Source organism: Ferrovum sp., from assembly GCF_027317285.1.
In the GTDB taxonomy this organism is placed as follows: Bacteria; Pseudomonadota; Gammaproteobacteria; order Burkholderiales; family Ferrovaceae; genus Ferrovum.
The window spans coordinates 1-24,494 of sequence record NZ_DAHVHV010000032.1 but is presented as its reverse complement, the minus strand read 5'-3'; the positions used below and the strand labels follow the sequence as shown (position 1 = coordinate 24,494).

Annotated in this window: 19 protein-coding genes and 1 tRNA gene; all 20 read left to right on the top strand. The window is 54.3% G+C overall.

Annotation, left to right across the window (positions count from 1 at the left end):
- Positions 1 to 1,470 (top strand): threonine--tRNA ligase (gene thrS / locus M6F29_RS07945; RefSeq protein ID WP_298158466.1); only part of this gene is annotated, 1,470 nt, incomplete at its 5' end.
- A gap of 62 nt (positions 1,471 to 1,532) precedes the next feature.
- Entirely contained in the window at positions 1,533 to 2,123 is a 591-nt protein-coding gene (infC, locus tag M6F29_RS07940) for a translation initiation factor IF-3 (protein WP_297480452.1), read from the top strand.
- Between the two features lie 92 nt (positions 2,124 to 2,215).
- Complete coding sequence (gene rpmI / locus M6F29_RS07935; RefSeq protein ID WP_297455413.1) at positions 2,216 to 2,413, top strand: 50S ribosomal protein L35; 198 nt, start codon at positions 2,216 to 2,218, stop codon at positions 2,411 to 2,413.
- A 12-nt stretch (positions 2,414 to 2,425) separates the two neighbouring features.
- Positions 2,426 to 2,785 carry a 50S ribosomal protein L20 gene (rplT, locus tag M6F29_RS07930; protein ID WP_297455415.1) on the top strand — a complete coding sequence of 120 codons (360 nt, stop codon included), beginning with the start codon at positions 2,426 to 2,428 and terminating at the stop codon, positions 2,783 to 2,785.
- A 55-nt stretch (positions 2,786 to 2,840) separates the two neighbouring features.
- Positions 2,841 to 3,863: a phenylalanine--tRNA ligase subunit alpha gene (pheS, locus tag M6F29_RS07925; RefSeq protein ID WP_297455417.1), complete on the top strand. Its 1,023-nt coding sequence runs from the start codon at positions 2,841 to 2,843 to the stop codon at positions 3,861 to 3,863.
- Between the two features lie 10 nt (positions 3,864 to 3,873).
- Entirely contained in the window at positions 3,874 to 6,246 is a 2,373-nt protein-coding gene (gene pheT / locus M6F29_RS07920) for a phenylalanine--tRNA ligase subunit beta (protein ID WP_298158462.1), read from the top strand.
- Positions 6,247 to 6,256: 10 nt separating this feature from the next.
- On the top strand, positions 6,257 to 6,562 hold the full coding sequence (locus M6F29_RS07915; protein ID WP_298158460.1) for an integration host factor subunit alpha: 306 nt from the start codon (positions 6,257 to 6,259) through the stop codon (positions 6,560 to 6,562).
- Positions 6,540 to 6,998 (top strand): MerR family transcriptional regulator, encoded by a 459-nt coding sequence (locus tag M6F29_RS07910; RefSeq protein ID WP_298158458.1) that lies wholly within the window; start codon positions 6,540 to 6,542, stop codon positions 6,996 to 6,998. The genes M6F29_RS07915 and M6F29_RS07910 overlap by 23 nt, the downstream gene beginning before the upstream one ends.
- Before the next feature lie 20 nt (positions 6,999 to 7,018).
- A tRNA-Pro gene (locus M6F29_RS07905) sits at positions 7,019 to 7,095 on the top strand.
- 180 nt (positions 7,096 to 7,275) lie between these two features.
- Positions 7,276 to 7,674, top strand: a complete 399-nt coding sequence (locus M6F29_RS07900; protein WP_298158456.1) for a BON domain-containing protein — start codon at positions 7,276 to 7,278, stop codon at positions 7,672 to 7,674.
- A 17-nt stretch (positions 7,675 to 7,691) separates the two neighbouring features.
- Complete coding sequence (gene glgB / locus M6F29_RS07895) at positions 7,692 to 9,620, top strand: 1,4-alpha-glucan branching protein GlgB (RefSeq protein ID WP_298158454.1); 1,929 nt, start codon at positions 7,692 to 7,694, stop codon at positions 9,618 to 9,620.
- Positions 9,617 to 11,611, top strand: coding sequence for an alpha-1,4-glucan--maltose-1-phosphate maltosyltransferase (locus M6F29_RS07890; RefSeq protein WP_298158452.1), 1,995 nt, complete (start codon positions 9,617 to 9,619; stop codon positions 11,609 to 11,611). The genes glgB and M6F29_RS07890 overlap by 4 nt, the downstream gene beginning before the upstream one ends.
- 9 nt (positions 11,612 to 11,620) lie before the next feature.
- Positions 11,621 to 14,974, top strand: coding sequence for a maltose alpha-D-glucosyltransferase (gene treS, locus M6F29_RS07885; protein WP_298158450.1), 3,354 nt, complete (start codon positions 11,621 to 11,623; stop codon positions 14,972 to 14,974).
- Positions 14,975 to 15,056: 82 nt separating this feature from the next.
- Positions 15,057 to 17,189: a glycogen debranching protein GlgX gene (gene glgX / locus M6F29_RS07880; RefSeq protein ID WP_298158448.1), complete on the top strand. Its 2,133-nt coding sequence runs from the start codon at positions 15,057 to 15,059 to the stop codon at positions 17,187 to 17,189.
- On the top strand, positions 17,186 to 19,018 hold the full coding sequence (treZ, locus tag M6F29_RS07875) for a malto-oligosyltrehalose trehalohydrolase (RefSeq protein WP_366525968.1): 1,833 nt from the start codon (positions 17,186 to 17,188) through the stop codon (positions 19,016 to 19,018). Before glgX ends, treZ begins: the two co-directional genes overlap by 4 nt.
- A complete protein-coding gene (gene treY / locus M6F29_RS07870; RefSeq protein WP_298158444.1) occupies positions 19,015 to 21,948 on the top strand; it encodes a malto-oligosyltrehalose synthase in 2,934 nt (977 codons plus the stop codon). Before treZ ends, treY begins: the two co-directional genes overlap by 4 nt.
- A gap of 264 nt (positions 21,949 to 22,212) precedes the next feature.
- The gene (locus M6F29_RS07865) at positions 22,213 to 22,746 is read left to right on the top strand and encodes a c-type cytochrome (protein WP_298158442.1); all 534 of its coding nucleotides are present in this window, start codon (positions 22,213 to 22,215) and stop codon (positions 22,744 to 22,746) included.
- A gap of 102 nt (positions 22,747 to 22,848) precedes the next feature.
- Positions 22,849 to 23,244 (top strand): DUF4398 domain-containing protein, encoded by a 396-nt coding sequence (locus M6F29_RS07860; RefSeq protein WP_298158439.1) that lies wholly within the window; start codon positions 22,849 to 22,851, stop codon positions 23,242 to 23,244.
- Positions 23,245 to 23,262: 18 nt separating this feature from the next.
- Entirely contained in the window at positions 23,263 to 24,069 is an 807-nt protein-coding gene (locus M6F29_RS07855; RefSeq protein WP_298158437.1) for an OmpA family protein, read from the top strand.
- A gap of 63 nt (positions 24,070 to 24,132) precedes the next feature.
- Positions 24,133 to 24,494: polyphosphate kinase 2 family protein (locus tag M6F29_RS07850; RefSeq protein ID WP_524537719.1), on the top strand; the 362-nt coding region annotated here is incomplete at its 3' end.

Below are 24,494 nucleotides of genomic sequence, written 5' to 3'. Positions count from 1 at the left end.
CTGGGAGAGAAATACAAGGCAGAGATCATCGCAGCCATTCCCACGGATGAGCCCATTTCCCTCTACCGGCAGGACAATTTCGTGGATTTGTGTCGCGGTCCCCATGTGCCTTCCACGGGCAAACTCAAGGTGTTCAAGTTGACCCGTGTGGCCGGTGCGTACTGGCGGGGAGATGCGAAGAACGAAATGCTGACCCGGGTGTACGGAACGGCCTGGGCCACCCGCGAGGACCAGGAGACCTATCTGCACCGCCTGGAGGAAGCCGAACGACGGGATCATCGGCGTCTGGGACGGGAACTGGACCTGTTTCACCTGCAGGAGGAGGCGCCGGGAATGATCTTCTGGCATCCCAAGGGATGGGCCCTGTGGCAGGAGATCGAGCAGTACATGCGTCGCATCTATCGGGAGAATGGCTATCAGGAGGTGCGTTGCCCGCAGATCCTGGATCGGGGTCTATGGGAGAAATCGGGACATTGGGGGCATTTTCACCAGAACATGTTCACCACCCTGTCGGAAGAACGGGAATTTGCCATCAAGCCGATGAATTGTCCGGGGCATGTTCAGATCTTCAACCAGGGGGTGCGCAGTTACCGGGAATTGCCGGTCCGTTACGGGGAATTCGGCTCCTGCCACCGCAATGAGCCTTCCGGCGCCCTGCATGGGGTCATGCGGGTGCGCGGTTTTACCCAGGATGACGGACATATTTTTTGCACCGAGGACCAGATACTGGAAGAAGTATCGGCCTTCATCCGTTTGTTGCGACGGGTCTATGCAGATTTCGGATTCCACGAAATCCAGTACAAACTGGCGACCCGACCGGCTTCTCGGGTTGGCTCCGAAGCTATCTGGGACAAGGCGGAAGAGGCGCTGCGCACTGCGCTGGAGCATAACGCCGTGGATTTTCAGATTCTGGCCGGAGAAGGGGCCTTCTATGGCCCGAAGATCGAATTTCACCTGTGCGACAGTCTGGGACGCACTTGGCAGTGCGGCACCATCCAGGCGGATTTTTCCATGCCGGAACGGTTGGGCGCGACTTTCGTGGCGGCCGATAATAGCCGTCAGACCCCCGTCATGCTGCATCGTGCCATCCTGGGTTCCCTGGAACGGTTCATCGGAATTCTGATCGAGCACTATGCGGGGGCCCTGCCCCTGTGGCTGTCGCCCGTGCAGGCCGTGGTGGCCAATATCAGTGAAGCCCAGCGCGATGCAGTGGAAAAGGTGGCACAACAGTTGCGTGAGGAAGGGTTGCGCGTGGAGACGGACTTGCGTAATGAGAAAATCAGTTATAAAATACGCACGCACAGTTTACAGAAGGTCCCTTATCAACTGGTGATGGGTGACCGGGAGGCTGTATCTGGTCAGGCGTCGGTGCGTTTACGGGGCGGAAAGGACCTGGGCGCGCAGCCTGTGGAGGTCGTCGTGTCCCGCATGAAGGCTGAAATTCTGGCCAGGAGCGAACTCACTGACTGAAGTCGAAGGTTTCGGGATCAAGATCGGGTCGGGTCTTGATCAGTTATTGTTTTTTAGGAGAAATGGCGATCGCTCAGGATAAGGAAGTCCGGATCAACGGGGAAATCACCGTCGCAGAAGTGCGGTTGGTGGGGATAGATGGAGAACAATTGGGGATCATGCGTCTGAATGACGCGTTGCGTCAGGCTGAAGAAGCCGACGTCGATCTGGTGGAAATTGCCCCGACGGCAAGCCCACCGGTCTGTCGCCTGATGGACTTTGGCAAGTTCAAGTATCGGGAAAGTAAGCGACAACACGAAGCCAAGGTCAAACAGAAGCAGATTCAAGTCAAGGAAATCAAGTTCCGTCCCGGTACCGATGATGGGGATTACGCCATCAAGGTGCGCAACCTGATCCGCTTTTTGTCCGAAGGGGATAAAACCAAGGTCACCTTGCGGTTTCGCGGTCGCGAGATGACGCATCAGGAATTGGGCTACAACCTGCTCAAGCGGGTGGAAGCCGACCTGATGGCCTATGGGGTCGTCGAGCAGTTTCCCAAGATGGAAGGGCGTCAGATGGTGATGGTGCTGGCCCCCCGCAAGAAGGTTGAAGTGGCCGCCAAGACAGGCAAGGAAAATAAAGTCGGAGCTACGTCGACGGCAGTAGATGCGTAGCAAGCAGTGCCCACAAGGCGCGGCGGGTCGTCAAGTATCAGGCGCGTAGCCTGTTCACCCGACGCGGATTACGATAACGATTGGAGCCTTCCATGCCCAAGATGAAAACCAAAAGCGGAGCTGCAAAACGTTTCCGCGTGCGAGGGAGTGGCAGTGTCAAGCGCTCTCAGGCATTCAAACGCCATATCCTGACCAAGAAAACCACCAAGACCAAGCGTCAATTGCGTGGGACGGCAGAAATTCATTCCACCAACATGGGCTCGGTCAAGGCCATGTTGCCCTACGCCTAAGGAGAACCGTCCATGCCACGAGTTAAACGGGGAGTAACGGCCCACGCACGTCACAAGAAGATTCTGGATCTGGCCAAGGGGTACCGCGGCCGGCGCAAGAATGTCTATCGGATCGCCAAGGAAGCGGTGATGAAGGCCGGCCAGTATGCCTACCGGGATCGCCGGCGTCGCAAGCGCGATTTCCGTGTTTTGTGGATTGCCCGGATCAATGCGGCAGCACGGGAATGCGGCATGACCTACAGCGTGTTCATGAATGGCCTGAAAAAAGCCAGTATCGAGATCGATCGCAAGGTGTTGGCCGATCTGGCGGTTTTCGACAAGCCTGCCTTTGGGCAAATGGTGGAAACGGCTCGTACCGTTTTGTCTGCCTGACGTTGAATCCAACCCCCGGGGTCCCCCCGGGGGTTTTTCTATTCCGGGATCGTTCATGCAAGTTTTGATGTCTTTGCAGGAAGAGGCATTGGCCCTTTTTGCCCGTCTCGACTCCCCCCATGCGCTGGAAGAAGCCAAGGCCCGTTATCTGGGTAAAACCGGCGTGTTGACGGAACGCCTCAAGGGATTGGGCGCGCTTCCCCACGAAGAGCGCAAGTCTGCGGGGGCCGCGATCAATCAGGTCAAAGGTGTTCTGGAAAAGGCGTTGCAGCAGCGTCGTGAGGCGTTGGTCCTGGCTCAGCAGGAACGGGAGTTGCGCGCTTCGGCCCTGGATGTGACGTTGCCGGGGCGCCTCCACGGGAGGGGGGCAACGCATCCGGTGACCCGTACCCTGGAGCGCATCGAAACCCTGTTTCGAAGCCTCGGCTTCGAGGTGGCGGAGGGGCCGGAAGTCGAAAGCGATGACTATAACTTTACCGCGCTCAATATTCCTGCCGATCATCCGGCGCGGGCCATGCACGATACCTTCTACCTGGCGCCGGGGGTGGTGTTGCGGACCCATACTTCTCCCGTCCAGGTCCGTTATCTGGAATCCCATGCGCTGCCGGTTCGCATCATTGCGCCGGGACGCGTATTTCGCTGTGATTCCGACGTGACTCATACCCCCATGTTTCATCAGGTGGAAGGGCTCTGGGTTGCGGAAGAAGGGGTTTCCCTGGCGGCCCTCAAAGGATTGCTGAGCGAGTTCATGCGCCACTTCTTCGAACAGGAAGAATTGCCGACCCGTTTTCGTCCCTCGTTTTTCCCCTTTACCGAACCCTCCGCTGAAATGGATATCGGCTGCGTCATCTGTCAGGGGAACGGGTGCCGGGTATGCAGTCACACCGGCTGGCTGGAAGTGCTGGGTTGTGGGTTGGTTCACCCCAATGTCCTGGAACCCCTGGGGATCGACAGCGAGCGGTATGTGGGACTGGCCTTTGGCCTGGGCGTCGAACGTCTGGCCATGATCCGGTACGGGGTGGATGACTTGCGTACTTTCTACGAGAACGACCTGCGTTTTCTGAAGCATTTTCAATAGGAGGAGCGCGGTGAAATTTTCCGAAGCATGGCTGAGAACCTGGGTCGATCCAGAACTTGACGCGGCCGGGTTGGCTCATGTCCTGACCATGGGCGGGCTGGAAGTGGAAGCCCTGAGCCCCTGTGCGCCGCCCTTCGACCAGGTGGTGGTCGGTCAGGTTTTGAGCGTGGAAAAACATCCTCAGGCTGATCGTCTGAATTGCCTGATGGTGGACGTGGGAACGGCAGAGCCTCTGCCCATCGTCTGCGGCGCACCCAATGTGGCGGTGGGGATGAAAGCCCCTTGCGCCCTGGTGGGCGCAGTCCTTCCCGGTGGGCTCGCCATCCGGGCGGCCAGGGTACGGGGCATCGAATCGCAGGGCATGATGTGTTCGGCCCGGGAATTGGGATTGAGTGAAGAAAGCGAGGGATTGCTTGTGCTCGGTGCACAGGCCCCGGTGGGGCAATCCATTCGGGCCTGGCTGGACCTGGATGACCAGCAGTTTACCCTCAAACTGACTCCCAACCGGGCAGACTGTTTGAGTTTGCGCGGCGTGGCCCGCGAAGTGGCGGCGCTGACCCGGTGTCCGCTCCATCTCCCGGATTTCGCTCCCAAGGCATCGAATTCCGAATTCGGTGTGCGCGCGGTCCGGATCGAGGCAAGCGATGGATGTGCGCGCTATGGCGGACGCCGGATCCGTCTCGAACGGCCCGATCAACCCACTCCGGACTGGATGGTGCGCCGCCTGGAACGTGCTGGCCTGCGGGCCAAAGCATTGGTGGTGGATGTGACCAACTACGTCATGCTGGAATTGGGGCAGCCCCTTCACGCCTTCGCCGATGCCGCACTGACCGGAAACCTGAGCGTGCGTTGGGCGCGGGAAGGGGAATCCCTCACCGTGCTTTCCGGTCAAACGCTTGCACTGACCGGGGATCTGTTGGTGGTGGCCGATGAAACGGGCCCCCAGGCGCTGGCTGGCCTGATGGGGGGGCAGCATTCCGCGGTCTCTGCGCAAACCCGGGACATCTTTCTCGAAGCGGCCTGGTTTTCTCCCGTGGCACTGGCAGGGCGTGCCCGTCGTCTGGGGCTGGCATCGGAGGCTGCCTTCCGGTTTGAGCGGGGGGTGGATGCCAGTCTGACCCTGGAAGCCCTGGAACGGGCCACTCAACTGTTGTTGGACTGTGCGGGGGGAGAAGCGGGCCCTGTTCTCGATCTCGCCCACCCTGAAAAATTGCCGCAGCGTCTCCCGGTGCGGGTTCGTTCCGACCGGGTGCGCCGTCTGTTGGGCTTTGAGGTCGCGGCGGACACGATGCGACAAATCCTGACCCGGTTGGGGGTTTGCCTGGAAGGGGACGGTGAAGACTGGACCGCCACGGCCCCCACCTGGCGCGTGGACCTGGAACGGGAAGTGGATTATGTGGAAGAAATTGCCCGTTGTGTGGGCTATGACCAGATTCCGATGCAGGTGCCCAAGGCGCCCCTGAGGGCGCTCCACCTCCCGGAGCGGCAGCGCTCCCGACAAGCGGTGGCCCAGCGTTTGCAGGCGCGCGGATTTCAGGAGGTGATTACCTACAGCTTCGTTTCTGCGGAAGGGGAGCGGCATCTGGCCACGCAACCTTCGCCCCTCGAGTTGATCAACCCCCTGTCGCAGGATTTGGCCGTCCTGCGTTCCACCTTGTCGGTGGGCCTGATGGAAACCCTGGGGTTCAACCTCAAACGCAAACAGGAACAGGTACGGATTTTTGAGTGGGGGCGGTGTTTTCTGCCGGCACCGGATGCGGACGGACTTTGCGCCCAGCCCTTGCGGTTGGGGGGCTTGTGGTACGGTACCCGTTTCCCCGAACAGTGGGGGATCAAGAGCGAACCCGCCGATTTTTTCGATCTCAAGGGGGTCGTGGAAGAACTTCTGCCGCCTGGCGCAAGTTTCGTTTCGATCCAGCACCCGGCCCTGCATCCCGGGCGATCCGCCGAGGTTCGCTGGAATGGGCAAAGTATCGGCTGGGTGGGGGAGTTGCACCCCCGTTTGGGCCCCGTCTATGACCTCTCCCGCATGCCTTTGTTGTTTGAGTTAGAATGGGCTCCTCTGGCACTGGAAGCATGGCCCGAGTATCGTCCTACGCCGCGTTTTCAGCCTGTACGGCGCGATCTGGCCCTGGTGGTGGAGGAGGGTGTTCCGGCCATGGCCGTATTGGATGCCCTGCGTTCAGCGGCCCCGGAAAATGTGGACAGCATTTTGTTGTTCGACGTTTATCAAGGGGCTGGCGTGGAGGAAGGCAAGAAAAGTTTGGCGTTTTGTGTGAAGATCCAGGACACGGAACGTTCTTCCACGGAGGGAGAACTGGAGCAGATTTGCCAGGAATTGATACGGATCGCAGAACACCGTTTCGGTGCGGTCTTGAGATAGGGAGAAAGGTATGACGTTGACCAAGGCGGAACTCGCGGAACAGTTGTTTGAGCGGGTGGGTTTGAACAAACGGGAAGCCAAAGCGTTTGTAGAATCTTTTTTCGAAGAAATCCGTCTCTCGCTGGAGTCAGGGGAGGAAGTGAAACTTTCGGGTTTCGGCAACTTTCAGGTACGCTCCAAACCTCAAAGACCAGGACGCAATCCCAAGACGGGCGAGGAGATACCGATTACTGCGCGGCGCGTGGTGACTTTTCACGCCAGCCAGAAGTTGAAGTCCATGGTAGAGGAACGCCGTGGTAAGGCTTCAGCGCGCTGAACGCGATCTTCCGCCTATCCCTCCCAAGCATTACTTCACAATCGGGGAGGTGAGCCAGTTATGCGACATCAAACCGCATGTCCTGCGTTACTGGGAGCAGGAGTTCCTGCAGCTCCGCCAGGTCAAGCGGCGGGGCAACCGCCGCTATTATCAGCCCCGTGAAGTGGAACTGATCCGGCATATCCGCTCTCTGCTCTATGAACGGGGTTTTACCATCACCGGTGCGCGTCACGAATTATCCCATACGGGGAAAGAGAGACGGCGGTCGGTTTCCGATTTCACGGAAGGACAGACCGCGCCCACTGAGGAAATGATCGCTGCCCAGGATCTTCCTGCCGAACCGACCCTGGGTGCTCCCCCTTCTCCCCATGAGAGAACCGTGAACGAAGCCCTGCGTGCGGAATTGAATGAAATCCTCCTTCTCCTTTCGCGCTGACTGTGTCATAATAACGAACTCGGGGCGTAGCGCAGCCTGGTAGCGTACCTGCATGGGGTGCAGGTGGTCGGAGGTTCGAATCCTCTCGCCCCGACCAGGATTCTGATGTGACATCTGATGTCGCTTTGCCGTTACACCGGGTGTTTTGCACCCCCCCAAACTCCATCTCCCAAATAAAGTTAACTGATTCCCGTAGCCCGGGACAACTGTCCTGAAGTTCGTTGCGCAGGTGCTGCTTCGCCATGGTTATGTTCGCCAGCGTACGGAAAGATTGAACATGAAGGTGAATGATGACGACTGGGTTTTTAACAACTTTTGTCGGGAGTTCATCATGAACAAAAATCAAATCAAAGAAACCGCTGTGGGCATCAAGTTTGCCGGGGCGCTTATCCTGGTGGCACTTCTCTCCCCCGTTCTTTCCCATGCGGAAGATAGTTCCACCGATAGCGCCGGTCAATATCTGGATGATGCGACCATCACCACCAAAGTGAAAGCAAGTTTTGCCGAGGACAAGGGGATAAAGGGGCGAGACATCAGTGTCCGCACCGATCACGGCGTTGTCGACTTGACTGGAACCGTCGGTAGCAAGAAGCAGTCTGACCGGGCTACGGAACTTGCGACACACGTAAAATCGGTGAAGGCAGTGCACAATAATTTGAAAGTTGATTCGAATTAAAGTTTGCTCGAGTGCCAATGAACCTTCTCGTGGCATCCGTTCCAAAGGGCTGCATGCTGACGGATCTCGATGTTTATTTATTTAAGCAAGGCGATCATTTTCGCTTATACGAAAAACTCGGTTCGCACTGTATTACCCTTGAAGACGTAAAAGGGACCTGGTTCGCCGTATGGGCGCCGAACGCGGTGAGTGTCTCGGTGATTGGTGGGTTCAATCATTGGGATGCAACCGTCGATGCACTGCGTCTGCGTGACGATGGATCGGGGATTTGGGAAGGGTTCATTGCGGATGTCGCGGTCGGGGCAACGTATAAGTACCGCATCGTTTCCCGCGATGGGAAAATAGCCGACAAGGGCGATCCCTTTGCCTTTTACTGGGAAATACCGCCGTTAACCGCTTCCCGCGTCTGGGCATTGGATTACGTCTGGAATGACGCTGACTGGATGAGGGTGCGTGGCGAGAAAAACCGGTTGAACGCGCCTTGTTCCATTTACGAAGTACATCTGGGTTCCTGGCGGCGTATTCCTGAAGAGGGCAATCGTTCTCTCACGTACCGTGAGATGGCGGAGTGGTTGCCGCGTTATCTGGTCGAATTGAATTTTACTCATGTCGAATTCATGCCGGTGACAGAACATCCTTTTTATGGTTCCTGGGGCTACGAGACCATCGGTTATTTTGCCCCGACGGCACGCTATGGCGCGCCGGAGGATTTCATGTTTCTGGTGGATACCCTGCATCAGCAGGGCATCGGCGTGATTCTGGACTGGGTGCCCGCGCATTTTCCTGCCGACGCTCATGGCCTCGGTCATTTTGATGGGACCTTTCTGTACGAGCATGCCGATCCGCGCCAAGGCTATCAACCGGACTGGCATAGTTCGTTGTTCAATTATGGCCGAAATGAGGTGCGTGCATTTCTGACCAGCAGTGCTCTGTTCTGGCTTGATCAATATCATATTGATGGACTGCGCATCGATGCGGTGACCTCGATGCTTTATCTGGATTATGGTCGCAAGGAAGGGGAGTGGATTCCTAACCGCAATGGTGGGCGGGAAAATCTGGAAGCGGTCACTTTCTTGCGCACCCTGAATGATGCGATTTATCGTGATTATCCAGATACTCAGACTTTTGCCGAGGAATCGACGGCTTGGCCCATGGTCTCTCGTCCCGCCAATTTTGGCGGTCTGGGCTTTGGTCTGAAGTGGAATATGGGTTGGATGCATGACACGCTGGGATATTTCTCGGAAAATCCGATCAATCGAAAATACCACCATACACAGATTATTTTTAGCATTTGGTATGCGTTTTCGGAGAACTTTGTTCTACCTTTGTCCCATGACGAAGTGGTCTATGGCAAAGGTTCGCTGATCGGGAAAATGTCCTGCGATGAATGGCAGCAGTTTGCCAATGTACGCCTGTTGTACGGTTATATGTGGGGGCATCCGGGCAAAAAACTATTGTTCATGGGCTGCGAATTTGGACAGAAAGGCGAGTGGCAGCATGAAGAAAGTCTGGACTGGTCTGTACTGCAATATCCGTTGCACGCCGGATTGCGACGCTGGGTCGAAGATCTCAACCGTTTTTACCGCAGTGAAGCAGCACTCTACCAGCAAGATTTCAGCCGTGATGGTTTTCAATGGATAGACTGTAATGGCGCGGAAAAAAGTGTGGTGAGTTTTGTGCGTCGTGGCTATAGCGCGGACGATGTGCTGCTGGTGGTCTGCAATTTTACCCCCGTCATCCGCGAAAATTATCTTGTCGGAGTGCCCAGCGGCGGTTACTGGCACGAAGTACTCAACAGCGACAGTGAACTCTATGGTGGCAGTAGCGTGGGAAATCTGGGCGGGGTAGAAGCCGGTCCCGTCTCTGCAGGTGAAATGTATCATTCGCTGATGCTGCGTTTGCCCCCCTTGGCCGTTCTGTTCTTCAAACCTGGGGATGGGCCATGACGGACAGACTCAAACTCGATGGCAGACGGCGTGTGATCATCGAAAACGTACAACCGGAAATCGAGTCCGGGCGCTTTCCAATCAAGCGGGTCCTGGGTCAGGATGTGGTGGTACAGGTCGATGCCTTCACCGACAGTCACGATGTTTTGAACTGTATGTTGTGCTACCGGCACAGCACGAAGTCTGACTGGCATGAGGTTATTATGTGTCCGCTGGGCGATGATCGTTGGCACGCATCGTTCCTGCTCGAGGAACTTGGTCAATATGTCTACACCATAACCGCCTGGATCGATCATTTTTTTTCCTGGCGAAATGACTTTGTGCATCGCAATGATGCCCAGGATATCGTCCAGACTCTTGGGGTTGGGGCGAAGTGGGTGGAAGAGGCCGCGGCGCGTGCCCAAGGTAAAGACCAGGTGCAACTCCAACAGTTTGCCAAAAAAATGCGGACAGCCCGAGCGGATTCAGGCGCCATGCTGGCTCGTTCCGAAGCTTTGGCAAGTTTGATGCAGCAATATTCCGACCGAAGCCTGGCATCGGATTATCCTTATCTGCTCGGCGTATGGTCCGAGCCAGTAAAAGCACAATACAGTACATGGTATGAATTTTTCCCTCGTTCCTGTGCCAGTGATGACATGGAGCACGGGAGTTTCGCTGAATGTCAAAAGCGGTTGCCCTATATCTCAGGCATGGGATTTGATGTGCTGTATTTGCCCCCCATTCATCCGATCGGCTTGACCAAACGAAAGGGCTCAAATAATACGCTGGGAGCCAGTGATACGGATGTGGGCAGTCCGTGGGCGATCGGTGCGGCGGAGGGCGGTCACAAATCGATTCATCCGCAACTTGGCACATTGGACGATTTTCGGCAGTTGGTGACGAAAGCGCGGGAACTGGGTATGGATATTGCGCTGGACATCGCCTTTCAGTGTTCCCCTGATCATCCTTATGTGCAGGCGCATCCGGAATGGTTCTGCCATCGAGCGGATGGCAGTATCCAGTATGCCGAAAACCCCCCCAAAAAATACGAAGACATTGTTCCGTTTGATTTTGAAACCGATGCCTGGCAAGAGTTATGGCAGGAACTTCTGGATGTGGTCCTGTTCTGGATCAGGCAAGGGATTTGCCTATTCCGGGTCGATAATCCACACACCAAACCGCTCCCGTTCTGGGAGTGGCTGATCGGTGAAGTCAAACGCGTACACCCCGAAACGATTTTCCTGGCGGAAGCGTTTACCCGGCCAAAAATTGCTTACCGTCTGGCCAAGGCAGGCTTCAGCCAATCCTATACTTATTTCATCTGGCGCAATTCGAAACGAGAACTTGAGACGTATTTCACCAAACTTACCCAAACCGAAGTACGTGAATATTTTCGACCGAATCTATGGCCAAATTCACCCGACATCCTGGCTGAATGTTTGCAGTTCGGTGGTCGCCCGGCGTTTATGCTGCGTCTGGTGCTTGCTGCCACGCTGGGCGCGAATTATGGCATCTACGGCCCCGCCTACGAGTTGATGGAAGCCTCGCCCCGCGTCGCAGGCGGAGAAGAATACCTTGATTCAGAAAAATATCAGGTGCGGCACTGGAAACTTGATCGTGCAGACAGCCTGAGGGATTTTATCGCGCGGGTGAACCGTATCCGCAGGGAAAACGCGGCATTGCAACAAGATCATGCGCTGCAATTTTTTGATGTGAATAATGACAACCTGATTTGTTACGCAAAAACCACACCGGATCATACTGAAATCATTCTGGTGGTCGTCAATCTGGATCCGCATCATACCCAATCCGGTTGGGTGACATTGCCGCTGGATACGCTTGGGTTGGACGCGGATCGTTCTTATCAGGTTCAGGATCTGCTGACGGCAGCGTGTTTCTTGTGGAGTGGAGCGCTCAACTACGTTGAAATCAATCCTCAGGTGGCTCCTGCACATATTTTCAAATTGCGTCGGCGCGTACGCACGGAACACGACTTTGACTACTTTCTGTAGGAAGGAACCATGAACAAAGCCAAGGTGAATGAACCCTCCCTACCCGTGGACAACGCGTCATGGATGGAAGACCCGCTCTGGTATAAGGATGCCGTTATTTACGAACTGCACATCAAGGCTTTTTTTGACAGTGACAATAATGGGATGGGAGATTTTGCCGGGTTGATTCAGAAACTCGATTATATTCAGGATTTGGGGGTGAATACACTCTGGTTGTTACCCTTTTACCCTTCGCCCATGCGCGATGATGGGTATGACATATCCGACTATCGCAATATCCATCCCATGTACGGCACCATGGCCAATTTCAGGCAGTTTGTGAAGGAAGCACACCGACGCAGCCTCAAGGTCATCACGGAATTAGTCATCAATCACACTTCCGATCAGCACCCCTGGTTTCAAGTTGCCCGTCGGGCACCCGCCGGGTCGAGCAAGCGGGATTTTTACGTGTGGAGCGATACGGATCAGAAATTTCCAGAGACGCGCATCATCTTCAATGATACCGAGAAGTCCAACTGGGCCTGGGATGATGAGGCACAAGCCTATTACTGGCATCGCTTCTTTCACCACCAACCAGACCTGAATTTCAATAATCCTCTGGTGGTGAAAGAAGTCATCAAACTGATGCGTTTCTGGCTGGATCTGGGGGTGGATGGCTTGCGTCTGGATGCAATTCCCTATCTGTGTGTACAGGAGGGAACGCAAAATGAAAATTTGCCGGGTACGCACGCCGTGATCAAACAAATGCGCAAGGTACTCGATGCGCATTACACCAACCGAGTTTTTCTCGCCGAAGTCAATCAGTGGCCGGAAGATGTACGGGACTACTTCAGTGACGGTGATGAATGTCACATGGCTTACCATTTTCCTCTCATGCCGCGAATGTACATCGCCATCGCTCAGGAGGACCGTCATCCCATCGTCGATATCATTCGGCAAACCCCGAATATTCCGGAAACTTGTCAATGGACCATTTTTCTTCGGAATCATGACGAACTTACCCTGGAAATGGTTACGGACAAAGAACGTGACTACATGTACCAGATGTACATCGATGATTCCCATGCGCGTCTGAACATCGGCATTCGATGCCGACTGGCCCCCCTGATGGGAAATGAAACCGACAAAATAAAATTGATGAACAATTTGTTGCTGTCCATGCCGGGTTCTCCCTGCATCTATTACGGGGATGAAATTGGCATGGGGGATAATTTTTTTCTGGGGGATCGCAATGGTCTGCGCACCCCCATGCAATGGAATCCGGATCGCAATGCCGGGTTCTCGCGCGCTGATCCGCAACGCTTGTACCTGCCGCCCATCATGGACCTGGAGTATGGCTACGGAGCCGTCAATGTGGAGGCACAGTTGCGGGAGCGGGGTTCACTGTTGAACTGGATGCGGCGTGTGCTGGCACTGCGCAAGAACCATCAGGCATTTGGGCGCGGGGCACTGGTTTTTTTGCACCCCCTCAATCGCAAGATACTTGCCTATTTAAGGTCCTACGAAAACGATATTATTTTGTGCGTCAGCAACCTGTCGCGTAACGCGCAGGCAGTCGAGCTCGATCTTTCGGCTTATAAGGGGTATACGCCGGTGGAACTGATGGGGCGCGCGGTTTTTCCATCGATTGGCCAATTACCCTACCTCCTCACATTGCCTGGATATAACTATTACTGGTTCCTGCTGGTCAGAGACGAAGGGGATTCGGTAGAGCATGCGGAATATTTCCCGCCTGATGAATTGCCGACTCTGGTGTTGTTCAAGGGCTTGCAGAGTTTCTTCCGCGAACGGGTCGAACCCGGGCATGCGGCCATGGCAGAGACGGTTCGCGCCCAACTCGAAGAAGACGTATTGCCCCGCTTTGTTGCGGCGCAACGCTGGTATGGGGCCAAGGACGAGGGGGTGCGACGGGTAGGCATCGATGACTATGCTCAGTGGGAGTATGCAGAATACCCGTGGTTGATCGCCCTGTTTCGTATTGAAGGGGCAGAGGAAGAGTCCCAGTCCTATTTTATTCCCCTCTCACTGGCCTGGGAGAATGGCGACGAGGGGCGTTTGAATGCCATGACGCTTGCCACCGTAGCCAAAGTTCGACATCAGGCAAAAGTCGGAATCCTGGGCGATGCATTTGCAGATCCGGCATTCTGCAGGTCGCTGGTGCGGGCCATGGGTGCGCAACAAACGCTAGCCTGTGAACACGGCTGCATCAGTTTCTCGACGACCAAGGCTTTTGCGGCATTCGCGGGTGAGGTATCCGAGGATCTGTCCGTTCGGCAGCCCAGCACACAGGGCAGTAATACCGTTGTCGTGCTGGGTGAAAAGTTCTTCCTGAAAGGCTATCGGCACTTGCAAATCGGGACGCAACCCGAGTTTGAAATCGGGCGGTTTTTAACCGATGTGGCCAACTTTCCCAATACGATACCGGTACTCGGCATCATCGAATATCAAGTCAGCAATGGCAACAACAGGACGCTTGCCTTGTTACAAAGGCATATCGAAAACCAGGGGGACTGCTGGAGTTATACGCTGGATTACCTGAATCGATCCCTGGAAGACGCGCGCACCGTAGTTGGGTCGGCAGAAACGACGGCGCAGGCAACTCATGCCGCCTATCTGATTTTGATGGACACGCTGGGTCGGCGTACGGGGGAACTGCACAATGCGCTGGGTAAAGTGACCGGGAATTCGTCTTTCGACCCCGAACCGATTACAGAGGCCGATCTTGGGGACTGGGTATTGCAGTTGCAGGCAGAAGCCGTAACCACATTGGACCAGTTGGAACTTCATGTGGAAAATCTGTCGGAGACTGCTCAGGAAGCCGCAAGAACCTTGCTCACGCGCCGAAAAGAACTTGCTGACCGTATTCAGGCCTGTGTTATTGAACCGATCAAGGCAGTCAAAACACGCTACCACGGTGATTTGCATCTGGGGCAGGTCCTGCTCACCCAGAATGATTTCATGTTTATCGATTTTGAGGGAGAACCCGCCCGTCCCCTCGCCGAACGTATCCACAAGCACTCGCCCTTGAGGGATGTGGCCGGTATGCTGCGCTCTTTTGACTATGTCGCCCACACGGCACTTGTGAATGTCCAGGCAGATCGACCTGAAGATCTGGCGATGTTTGAAGCCTTGCTCAACGACTGGGAAGCCGAGACCGGCCGTGTTTTTCTCGCGGCTTACGATGAAGCGGCGCAGGATTCCAGTCTGTTCTTGGAGCAGGCATCGACACACGGCTTGCTTGATCTGTTTTTGCTGGAAAAGGTACTTTACGAAGTACGCTACGAACTTGACAATCGACCGGATTGGGTGATTATCCCATTGATTGGAATTTTGGCACTCGTACAATCGGACGTTCCGCAGTAGACAGTTGGATCACTGCAAGATGGACGCCTTTTTCCATGAACGACCATGTCTGACACGTATATTTCAACGGTGAGAACTCAATATGAACAAGCCCATATCGGCAGTCTGGCCAGGTCGCCCCTATCCTCGCGGTGCACATTGGGATGGCGAAGGCGTGAATTTCGCCATTTTTTCCGTGCATGCCGAAAAGGTTGAATTGTGTCTGTTCGATCCGAAGGGAAAGAGCGAAATTCAGCGTATCGAACTGAAAGAGCGCAGTGATTTTGTCTGGCACTGCTATCTTCCCGAACTTCGTCCTGGCGCGCTGTATGGTTTCAGGGTGCATGGACCTTACCGCCCGCAGGATGGGCATCGGTTCAATCCGCACAAACTGCTGATAGAACCCTATGCGAAAGACATCGTGGGAACCATGATCTGGAATGATGCACATTTCGGCTACAGCGTCGGCAGCAAGCAAGAGGATCTTTCTTTTAGCCGCCGCGACAACGCCAGTTTCATGCCAAAGTGTCGGGTCGTCGATCAGACCTACAACTGGGGGAATGATCAATCGCCGGACATTCAATGGCAGGATATGGTGATTTACGAGTTGCATGTCAAAGGATTTACCATGCAACATCCGGGCATTCCTGACCGGTTCCGCGGAACCTATGCCGGGTTGTCGATGGGGCCGCCCATCGAACATCTCAAACGTTTGGGCGTGACCACGGTCGAACTGATGCCGGTACATACTTTCTTCGACGATCGCCACCTGGTCGAAGGGGGGATGCGAAATTACTGGGGATACAATTCGATTGGTTTCCTGGCCCCGGATTCCCGTTATTCGGCGAGCGGTGATATCGGCGAATTCAAGACCATGGTAAAGATGCTCCATAAGGCGGGCATCGAGGTCATTCTGGACGTGGTCTACAACCACACCGTCGAAGGAAGTCAGTTGGGTCCGACCTTGTCCTTCCGGGGCATCGACAACATCTCCTATTATCGCCTGGTGGCTGATAACCCTCGTTATTACATGGATTATACGGGCTGTGGTAATACCCTGGACATGCAACAATCCTGCGTGCTCCAGTTGATCATGGATAGTCTGCGCTATTGGGTGCTGGAGATGCATGTGGATGGTTTCCGTTTCGATCTGGCTTCCGCTCTGGCCAGGGAGTTGCATGAAGTCAACCAGTTGGGCACCTTCTTCGATACCATCCGTCAGGATCCGGTGCTGAGCACCATCAAACTGATTGCCGAACCCTGGGATCTGGGCGAGGGGGGATATCAAGTGGGAAATTTCCCGATGGGCTGGGCGGAATGGAACGACAAGTATCGTGACAGTATTCGCTCCTACTGGAAAGGCGATGGCGGACTACTCGGAGAACTGGCACAGCGCTTGACCGGCTCCAGCGATCTGTATGAACGCAGCGGACGCAAGCCCCATGCCAGCATCAATTTCATTAGTGCACACGATGGTTTTACCTTGCATGATCTGGTGACCTACGACACCAAACATAACGAGGCCAATCAGGAAGACAACCACGATGGGAACGACAATAATCATTCCTGGAATTGCGGCATCGAGGGGGAAACAGACAATCCTGAGATCAATATCCTGCGCGCCCGTCAGAAACGAAATCTTCTTGCCACCCTCTTGTTTTCACAGGGGGTTCCCATGCTGGTTGCCGGGGACGAGATGGGCCGTACCCAGCAAGGCAATAACAATGCCTACTGCCAGGACAATGCAATTAATTGGCTATCGTGGGAACTTAAGCCACAGGATCAGGAATTGCTCGAATTTACCCGGAGCATGATCAGTTTGCGCCTCAAGCACCCCCTGCTGCGACGGCGCTATTTTTTTCAGGGACGCTCCATTCGCGGCGGTGATGTAAAAGATATTCTCTGGCTTAAACCAGATGGCACCGAAATGAGTGATGATGACTGGAATCAGCCATTTTCACATTGTCTGGGCTTGCATCTGATCGGCGATTCCTTGTTTGAAACCGACAAACACGGACAACGTCTGATCGACGACAACCTCCTGCTGCTGATCAATGCGTATCACGAGGACATTGTTTTTACCCTGCCGGAATTTGATGAGCATTCCTGTTGGGAGGCATTGCTCGACACGTTTGACGGTACGGGGACCCCCGAGACTTCCCACTACCAAGTCGGACAAAAGTACTCCGTGCATGGACGGAGTCTGGTGCTCTTGAAACAAGGCAAAACGCAATGAGAAGATCTCATGACATGCCTTTTGGCGCTTGTCTGCTACCGTGTGGAAGCGTACGGTTTCGCCTGTGGGCACCTGCAGTACGGCAGGTTGAGTTGATTCTGAACCGGGATGACGGTCAAGAAAACATTTTACCGATGCATTCCCTGGCTGACGGCTGGTTTCAAATCGAGACTTCACCACAACAGGCGCGATCTGGGACTTTCTATCATTATCGGCTGGATGGCGAACTGGATATCCCTGATCCGGCATCGCGCGCCAATCCTCAGGACATCCACGGCCCCAGTCAGGTGGTCGATGCGGCTGCTTTCGTCTGGCAGGACGCGAACTGGCAGGGTCGTCCTTGGCATGAAGCGGTCATCTATGAACTGCATCTTGGTACCTTCACGAGCGCGGGGACCTTTGCGGCTGCCCTTCAGCATCTGGACTATCTGGTGGAACTGGGGATTACCGCCATCGAGTTGATGCCCGTCGCGGATTTTCCGGGGGCGCGGAACTGGGGCTACGACGGCGTGCTGCTGTTTGCACCCGACCACAGTTACGGCACTCCAGATCAACTGAAGACACTGGTGCAGGCTGCCCACGCACGCGGATTGATGGTATTTCTGGATGTGGTGTACAACCACTTCGGACCGGAGGGCAATTATCTTCATGCTTATGCCCCGCAGTTCTTTAACGAGCGCCATTCCACGCCGTGGGGGGCAGCCATCGATTTTGAGGGCAAGCACAGTTCCACAGTCCGTTCTTTTTTCATTCATAACGCATTGTACTGGCTCGAGGAATACCATTTCGACGGGTTGCGGCTCGACGCAGTACACGCCATTGTCGACAATAGCCGACCGGATATCGTGACAGAACTGGCTGGGGCCGTACGGGCAGGGCCCGGAAGCACCCGGAAAGTACACCTGATCCTGGAAAATGACGCAAATATCGCCAGTTATTTACAACAAGGAACCATTGCCGCCCAATGGAATGACGATTATCACCACGCCTTGCATCTGTTGCTGACGGGTGAATCGGATGGCTACTATTCGGATTATGCCGATCAGCCGACCCGCCATCTGGCCCGTTGCCTGGCAGAGGGCTTTGCTTTTCAGGGTGAGCCTTCTGCTTTTCGTGCGGGACAGTTGCGTGGTGAGCCAAGCAGACACCTGCCGCTCAGTGCTTTCATCAACTTCACCCAGTCCCACGACCAGATCGGAAATCGCGCTTTCGGTGAACGTATCGCCCTGCTGGCCTCGGAACAACCGCTGCAAGTTGCACTGTCCCTATTACTGCTGGCCCCGTCCCCACCGATGCTCTTCATGGGAGAAGAATTCGCTGCGGCAACGCCCTTTCAGTTTTTCTGCAATTTCCAGGGTGAACTGGCCAGCAAGGTTACGGAGGGGCGCCGGCGCGAGTTTTCCGGTTTTCGTGCCTTTGCCGACCCCGTTGCACTGGCGAGTATTCCGGATCCCAACGATTTGGCTACCTTTGAACGATGCAAACTTGATTGGAACTGCTTGAATCAATCCCGGCATCAGGCTTGGCTGGAATATTACCAACGTTTACTGACATTGCGACGTACACGGATCGTGCCACATTTGCCGGGTACTCATGGGGGTGCTGGATTTGAACTGATTGGAGAGACGGGCCTGATCGTGCGTTGGCGTTTGGGGGATGGCACGCAACTGACGTTGTTGGCCAACCTGGGCGCTGATCCAATCGAAGGTCCATTGCGTTTTGATGGCGCTCCCTTCTACCTGAGCCAGGTCGATCTGTCGGGATTCCTTGCTGCCGGGCGTATGCCCCCTTGGTGCGCGGCCTGGTTTATCAAGGAAACGCAAACATGAAGGACAATGCACTGTCACAACAGACCGATCTGCCGAAAACGCCCAGTTTACGTATTCCATTATCCACTTATCGTCTGCAATTCAACCGAGATTTCACTTTCAACCAGGCACGAGCAATCGTTCCTTACCTGAGCGCACTGGGTATTTCACACCTGTATGCCTCGCCCTATCTCAAGGCGCGTCCAGGAAGTCGGCACGGCTACGACATCATCGATCACAACCAGTTGAATCCCGAGATTGGCACGTACCCCGAGTTTGAGTTGCTTTGCGCTACCCTCGCCGAACACGGCATGGGGCAAGTGCTGGACATCGTGCCTAATCATATGGGCGTTCAGGGGGGGGATAATGCCTGGTGGCTGGATGTTCTGGAAAATGGTCAAACATCCGTCTATGCCGGATTCTTTGATATTGACTGGGCTCCGATAAAGACCGAGTTGCGCGGCAAGGTGGTATTGCCGGTATTGGCTGACCATTATGGGACGGTGTTGGAGAAAGCCGAATTGAAATTGTGCTTTGATGCGGGCCGTGGTGAATTCGCAATTTATTATTACGAACACCGGTTTCCCGTAGATCCCTCCGAATATCCACAGATTCTGACGTATCGTATCGATACCCTGGGCGAACGGTTGGGGCAGGACAATCCGGCATTGATGGAATACCAGAGTCTGGTCACTGCGTTCCAGAATCTTCCTTCCCGTGCTGAGCGTGTGCTCGAGCGCCAGGTTGAGCGCAGACGAGACAAGGAAGTTCATAAACGCCATCTTGCCGGTCTTGTTGAAGGCTCTTCGGATATCACTTGGTTTATTGAAGAAAACCTGAAATTCTTCAACGGGACGGCAGGTGAACCCGCTACTTTTGATCGACTTCACAATTTGATTGAAGCACAAGTTTACCGTCTGGCTTTCTGGCAAGTGGCTTCAGACGAAATCAATTACCGGCGATTTTTTGATATCAACGATCTGGCTGGATTGCGTATGGAAAACGACGAGGTTTTCGACGCGACCCATCAACTATTACTGCGACTGGTTCAGGAAGGAAAACTGGATGGCCTGCGTCTGGATCATCCTGACGGACTGTACGACCCAAAGGCGTATTTTTGCAAGTTGGTTGAACAATGCAGACGCGTTGGTCGTGCACCTTATGTGGTAGTGGAAAAGATTCTGGCAATCCATGAGAATTTGCGTGCTGACTGGCCAGTGCATGGAACCACGGGATACGAATTTACTAACCTGGTCAATGGGCTATTTGTGGTGACCGGTGCCGCCGAGCGTATGACGCGTCTTTACAATAACTTCATTGGAGAACATGTCAGTTTTGACGATCTGCTCTACGATTCCAAGAGGCTTGTCATCAAGACGGCGCTGTCCGGGGAGTTGAATGTATTGGCCAACCTGCTCTCTAAAATCGCTGAAGCCGACCGTCATACCTGTGATTACACGTTGAATGGATTGCGTACGGCATTGGCTGAAATCATTGCCTGCTTCCCGGTGTATCGTGGTTACATCAATGCCGGGGAAGTGGCAGCAGAAGACCGTCTCAACATCGAGCAGGCAACCCTGGAGGCCAAACGCAGAAGCACAGCAGCGGATACCAGCATCTTTGATTTTTTACTTGATGTACTTACGCTTGTCGCAGCCGAGGGAAAATTGCCCGCATACGCCGACAAAGTGCTTGAATTTACCATGAAATTCCAGCAAGTGACCAGTCCGGTCAAAGCGAAAGGACTGGAGGATACCAGTTCGTATCGCTATAACCGCTTGCTGTCACTTAACGAAGTCGGTAGCGATCCGCGTCAATTTGGGGTGACCCTGACAGCATTCCATCGAGCCAATCAGTTTCGAGCACTGAATTGGCCGCATGCGTTGTTGACGACTTCCACGCACGACACCAAGCGTAGCGAAGATGTGCGTGCCCGCCTCGATGTATTGTCCGAAATACCGGCTGCCTGGCGGCTGGCGTTGCGACACTGGCGCTCTGCCAACCGCAACTTCAAACGCAAGGTGGATGGGCGGTTGGTACCCACATCCAACGATGAATATTTCATCTATCAGACTTTGTTGGGGGTCTGGCCTCCAGGAAAACCGGATGCAAAGGAAATCGCCGGCTTGGGGAGCCGGTTGGCGGACTATCTGATCAAGGCAGTGCGTGAGGCCAAGGTTCATACCAGTTGGATAAATCCCAATACGGGCTATGAGGATGCCGTATTGGGATTTGTCGATGCGCTGGTAAATTCGTCCGTGGAAAGTTCATTCATGACGGATTTCCTGCCTTTCCAGCGACTGGTTGCACGGATGGGCATGTTCAACAGCCTGTCACAGACCTTGATCAAGTTTACGGTGCCAGGCGTACCAGATATTTATCAAGGTTGCGAGTTGTTGGATTTCAGTCTGGTGGATCCGGATAATCGGCGATCCGTTGACTTTGGCGTCCGGCGAAGGATGCTCGATGCGTTGCAGAAACTCGAAAGCAAAACGTCGCAGCAACGCAGTGCAGGGGTGCGTGCGTTATGTGATGGTTTGGAAGATGGGCGGGCCAAATTGCTGATCGTAAGATCGGCGCTGGAATTACGGAAGCGCTGGCCAGATGTGTTTCAGAAAGGGAAATATTTGCGACTGCCCATCAAGGGAAAACACGCGGTTCATTTGTGCGCTTATGCCCGTATTGACGGCAGGCATAAGGTCATTACGCTGGCGCCACGTTTCTTCGCGCAATTGCTGAGCGATGCCGATACGCTCCCTCTGGGAGAAAAGGTTTGGGGGAACACAACGGTGGATCTGCCCTTTCATCGCTCCGATGACCAATATACCTGCGTCTTTACCGGGAAGGGATTGAAGCCGCATCAGCAGTTGTCTGGTTGGTGCCTGTCCATCGCAGAATTGCTGGCGGATTTTCCTGTGGGGCTGATCAGCGTTGAGAGCGTACACCCGTAAGTTTGGCAAGACAACCAAGGCATGACCATTGAGCGGCATTTGCGCCTGCAAACTTTTCAATTCCATCAGGTAATTCGTAATCTCATCGTGCGCACCAGATTAAAACCTGGCCGTTATGTGGGTTAACGCACAGCCCCTATATCAAAACAGAGGTTAAATGGAACCTCTAAGTTCGGTGTTTTCCGGATAGGTTTGCTTAATGGAATACAGAAACTTTCGTGAACATGGTCGCGTGCCTGTTCGCGGGGGTGGGGAGAAGTCGTTATGTTGAAAGTTATGGCTTCAGGAGTCGTGTTGACCCTGACCGTGGTTCTGTGCAGTGCTTATATTCTGGTACAAAGTGGGCTTATCCCGGCTAATGCCGATGCAAAACCCGGTGTTCTGGAAACATGGATGGCGCATACCTCATTAAAAGCAACCTTGCGTCACGATGCCCCAAAAGAACACAATCCGGTCGAGTTGACGGATAAGAACCTGATGGCGGGGGTTTATCTGTTTGCTCAAAACTGCGCGGTTTGTCATGGTACTGCCAAGGGGGTTTCATCGGCATCGCCCATAGCGAAAGGGCTTTATCAAAAGCCACCGCAACTTGCAATCGATGGGGTTGAAGATGATCCGGAAGGCTACTCATTCTGGAAAATCAAGCACGGTATTCGTCTGACGGGCATGCCTTCGTTTCGGGACTCACTCAGCGACCGACAGATCTGGACACTTGCGCTTTTTTTGAAGCATATGGACCGGTTGCCGCCTGTGGCACAACAGACATGGCTGCATGTTCATAATTGGCCCGTGATGTGACCCCCGCGAGTCAGAAGGTCCGCAGAAAGGGAACTTGTTGCAATCGCGGGACAAGGTTCGTTACAACGATCATGTTTTATGTTTAATTCAAAGGATGAAAAAATGATGAGAAATTTTCACTACATAAAGTCAAATCAAATACTGCGCAGAATTGGCGTGATCGTGGGCGCTGCCATCCTGGTGGCGGGTTGTGCGAGCACTCCACCGCCTACGGCGCAGATGGCCATTTCCAAAACCGCAGTCAGTAATGCGAGCAGCGCTGGAGGAACCGAGTATGCACCGCTTCAAATCAAGTCTGCGAAAGAGAAACTGGATGCTGCCGAGCGGGCAATGGTAGAGAAAAATTATGTGCTTGCAAAGCAATTGGCGGAAGAAGCGCAAGTCGATGCCGAGTTGGCTGTCGCGATGGCGCGTTCAAATCAGGCAAAGAAGGCCGCGGACGCAGTGCAGGAGGATAGCCGCGCACTGCACCAGGAAATAGATCGCAATGCCCAATAATCATTCATGGAGTTCATCATGCAAAAAAACCGATATTTTTCTCTGACCCTGATTGCCGCCGCCACGATTCTTTCTGGTTGCAGTTCGATGTCGCAAAATTCAAATCTCTCGGAAGCACAGAGCAGTTATGAACGTGCGCGAGCCAACCCTCAGGTCACAAGTTTGGCGCCGGCTGAATTGAAGGATGCCAGCGAGTCTCTGGACAAGGCGGGCAATGCATTGAGTACGGGGGAAAGTTCTTCCACAGTCGATCATCTGTCTTACATAGCCAAACGCAAAACAGAAATTGCGTTGGAAACCGCCAAACGGAAAGCGGATGAACTGGCAGTCAGAAACGCCACTGCCCAACGCGACAAGGTCCAGTTGGCGGCAAGAACGGCTGAAGCCGATCGTGACCAAGCCCTCATGGCTCAACAGGCAGAACAACTCAAGGAGTTGAATGCCAAGGAAACCAAACGCGGCATGGTGGTGACACTCGGCGATTTATTGTTCAGTACTGACAAGGCTCAGGTGTCTTCTGGCGGAAAGCACAACGTGCAAAAACTGGCTGGTTTTCTCAACCAGTACCCGAAGTACAAGGTATTGGTTGAAGGCTATACTGACAGTACGGGCAGCGATGATTACAATCAGGAACTGTCCGAGCGACGCGCCAATGCTGTACGGGAGGCCCTGCTCGAAGCGGGAATCGGCAGTGACCGCGTCACTACCCATGGGTACGGTAAAGCGTTCCCGGTTGCCGGCAATGATACCGCCGCTGGTCGTCAATTGAATCGGCGTGTGGAAATTATTTTCTCAGATTCCAATGGCAATATTGTCCCACGCTAGACGCCAGCGGAAAAATATGAATTATTCCACCTGAGTTGCTGACGCGGTCATGGAGGGATGAGAATGAAAGTCAAGACAAGGGATTTCCGGGTAAGTGAGGGAGAAAAGGTCGACCTCAAGAAGTGGCCTACGCGGGTGGAGCCTGTTTACTCATCGAAGGATCAGTACCAAAAGCTTCTCGGAGAACAGGTGGAGGAACTGAGCAGGCAGCAACAACTCCTCTATGCCTCCAATCGCCATGCGGTATTGCTGGTTTTTCAGGCAATGGATGCGGCAGGCAAGGATGGCGCTATCCGGCATGTCATGTCTGGTGTCAACCCCCAGGGGTGCCAAGTATTCAGTTTCAAGCATCCGAGTGCTGCCGAACTGGAGCACGACTTTCTGTGGCGCACTTCCCGGTGTTTGCCTGAACGCGGCCGCATCGG

Excerpts from the sequence above, each read along its gene's own strand:
- infC (WP_297480452.1), top strand. The coding sequence starts at position 1,533 with ATGGCGATCGCTCAGGATAAGGAAGTCCGGATCAACGGGGAAATCACC.
- rpmI (WP_297455413.1), top strand. The coding sequence starts at position 2,216 with ATGCCCAAGATGAAAACCAAAAGCGGAGCTGCAAAACGTTTCCGCGTG.
- rplT (WP_297455415.1), top strand. The coding sequence starts at position 2,426 with ATGCCACGAGTTAAACGGGGAGTAACGGCCCACGCACGTCACAAGAAG.
- pheS (WP_297455417.1), top strand. The coding sequence starts at position 2,841 with ATGCAAGTTTTGATGTCTTTGCAGGAAGAGGCATTGGCCCTTTTTGCC.
- M6F29_RS07915 (WP_298158460.1), top strand. The coding sequence starts at position 6,257 with ATGACGTTGACCAAGGCGGAACTCGCGGAACAGTTGTTTGAGCGGGTG.
- M6F29_RS07900 (WP_298158456.1), top strand. The coding sequence starts at position 7,276 with ATGAAGGTGAATGATGACGACTGGGTTTTTAACAACTTTTGTCGGGAG.
- glgB (WP_298158454.1), top strand. The coding sequence starts at position 7,692 with ATGAACCTTCTCGTGGCATCCGTTCCAAAGGGCTGCATGCTGACGGAT.
- M6F29_RS07890 (WP_298158452.1), top strand. The coding sequence starts at position 9,617 with ATGACGGACAGACTCAAACTCGATGGCAGACGGCGTGTGATCATCGAA.
- treS (WP_298158450.1), top strand. The coding sequence starts at position 11,621 with ATGAACAAAGCCAAGGTGAATGAACCCTCCCTACCCGTGGACAACGCG.
- glgX (WP_298158448.1), top strand. The coding sequence starts at position 15,057 with ATGAACAAGCCCATATCGGCAGTCTGGCCAGGTCGCCCCTATCCTCGC.
- treZ (WP_366525968.1), top strand. The coding sequence starts at position 17,186 with ATGAGAAGATCTCATGACATGCCTTTTGGCGCTTGTCTGCTACCGTGT.
- treY (WP_298158444.1), top strand. The coding sequence starts at position 19,015 with ATGAAGGACAATGCACTGTCACAACAGACCGATCTGCCGAAAACGCCC.
- M6F29_RS07865 (WP_298158442.1), top strand. The coding sequence starts at position 22,213 with ATGTTGAAAGTTATGGCTTCAGGAGTCGTGTTGACCCTGACCGTGGTT.
- M6F29_RS07860 (WP_298158439.1), top strand. The coding sequence starts at position 22,849 with ATGATGAGAAATTTTCACTACATAAAGTCAAATCAAATACTGCGCAGA.
- M6F29_RS07855 (WP_298158437.1), top strand. The coding sequence starts at position 23,263 with ATGCAAAAAAACCGATATTTTTCTCTGACCCTGATTGCCGCCGCCACG.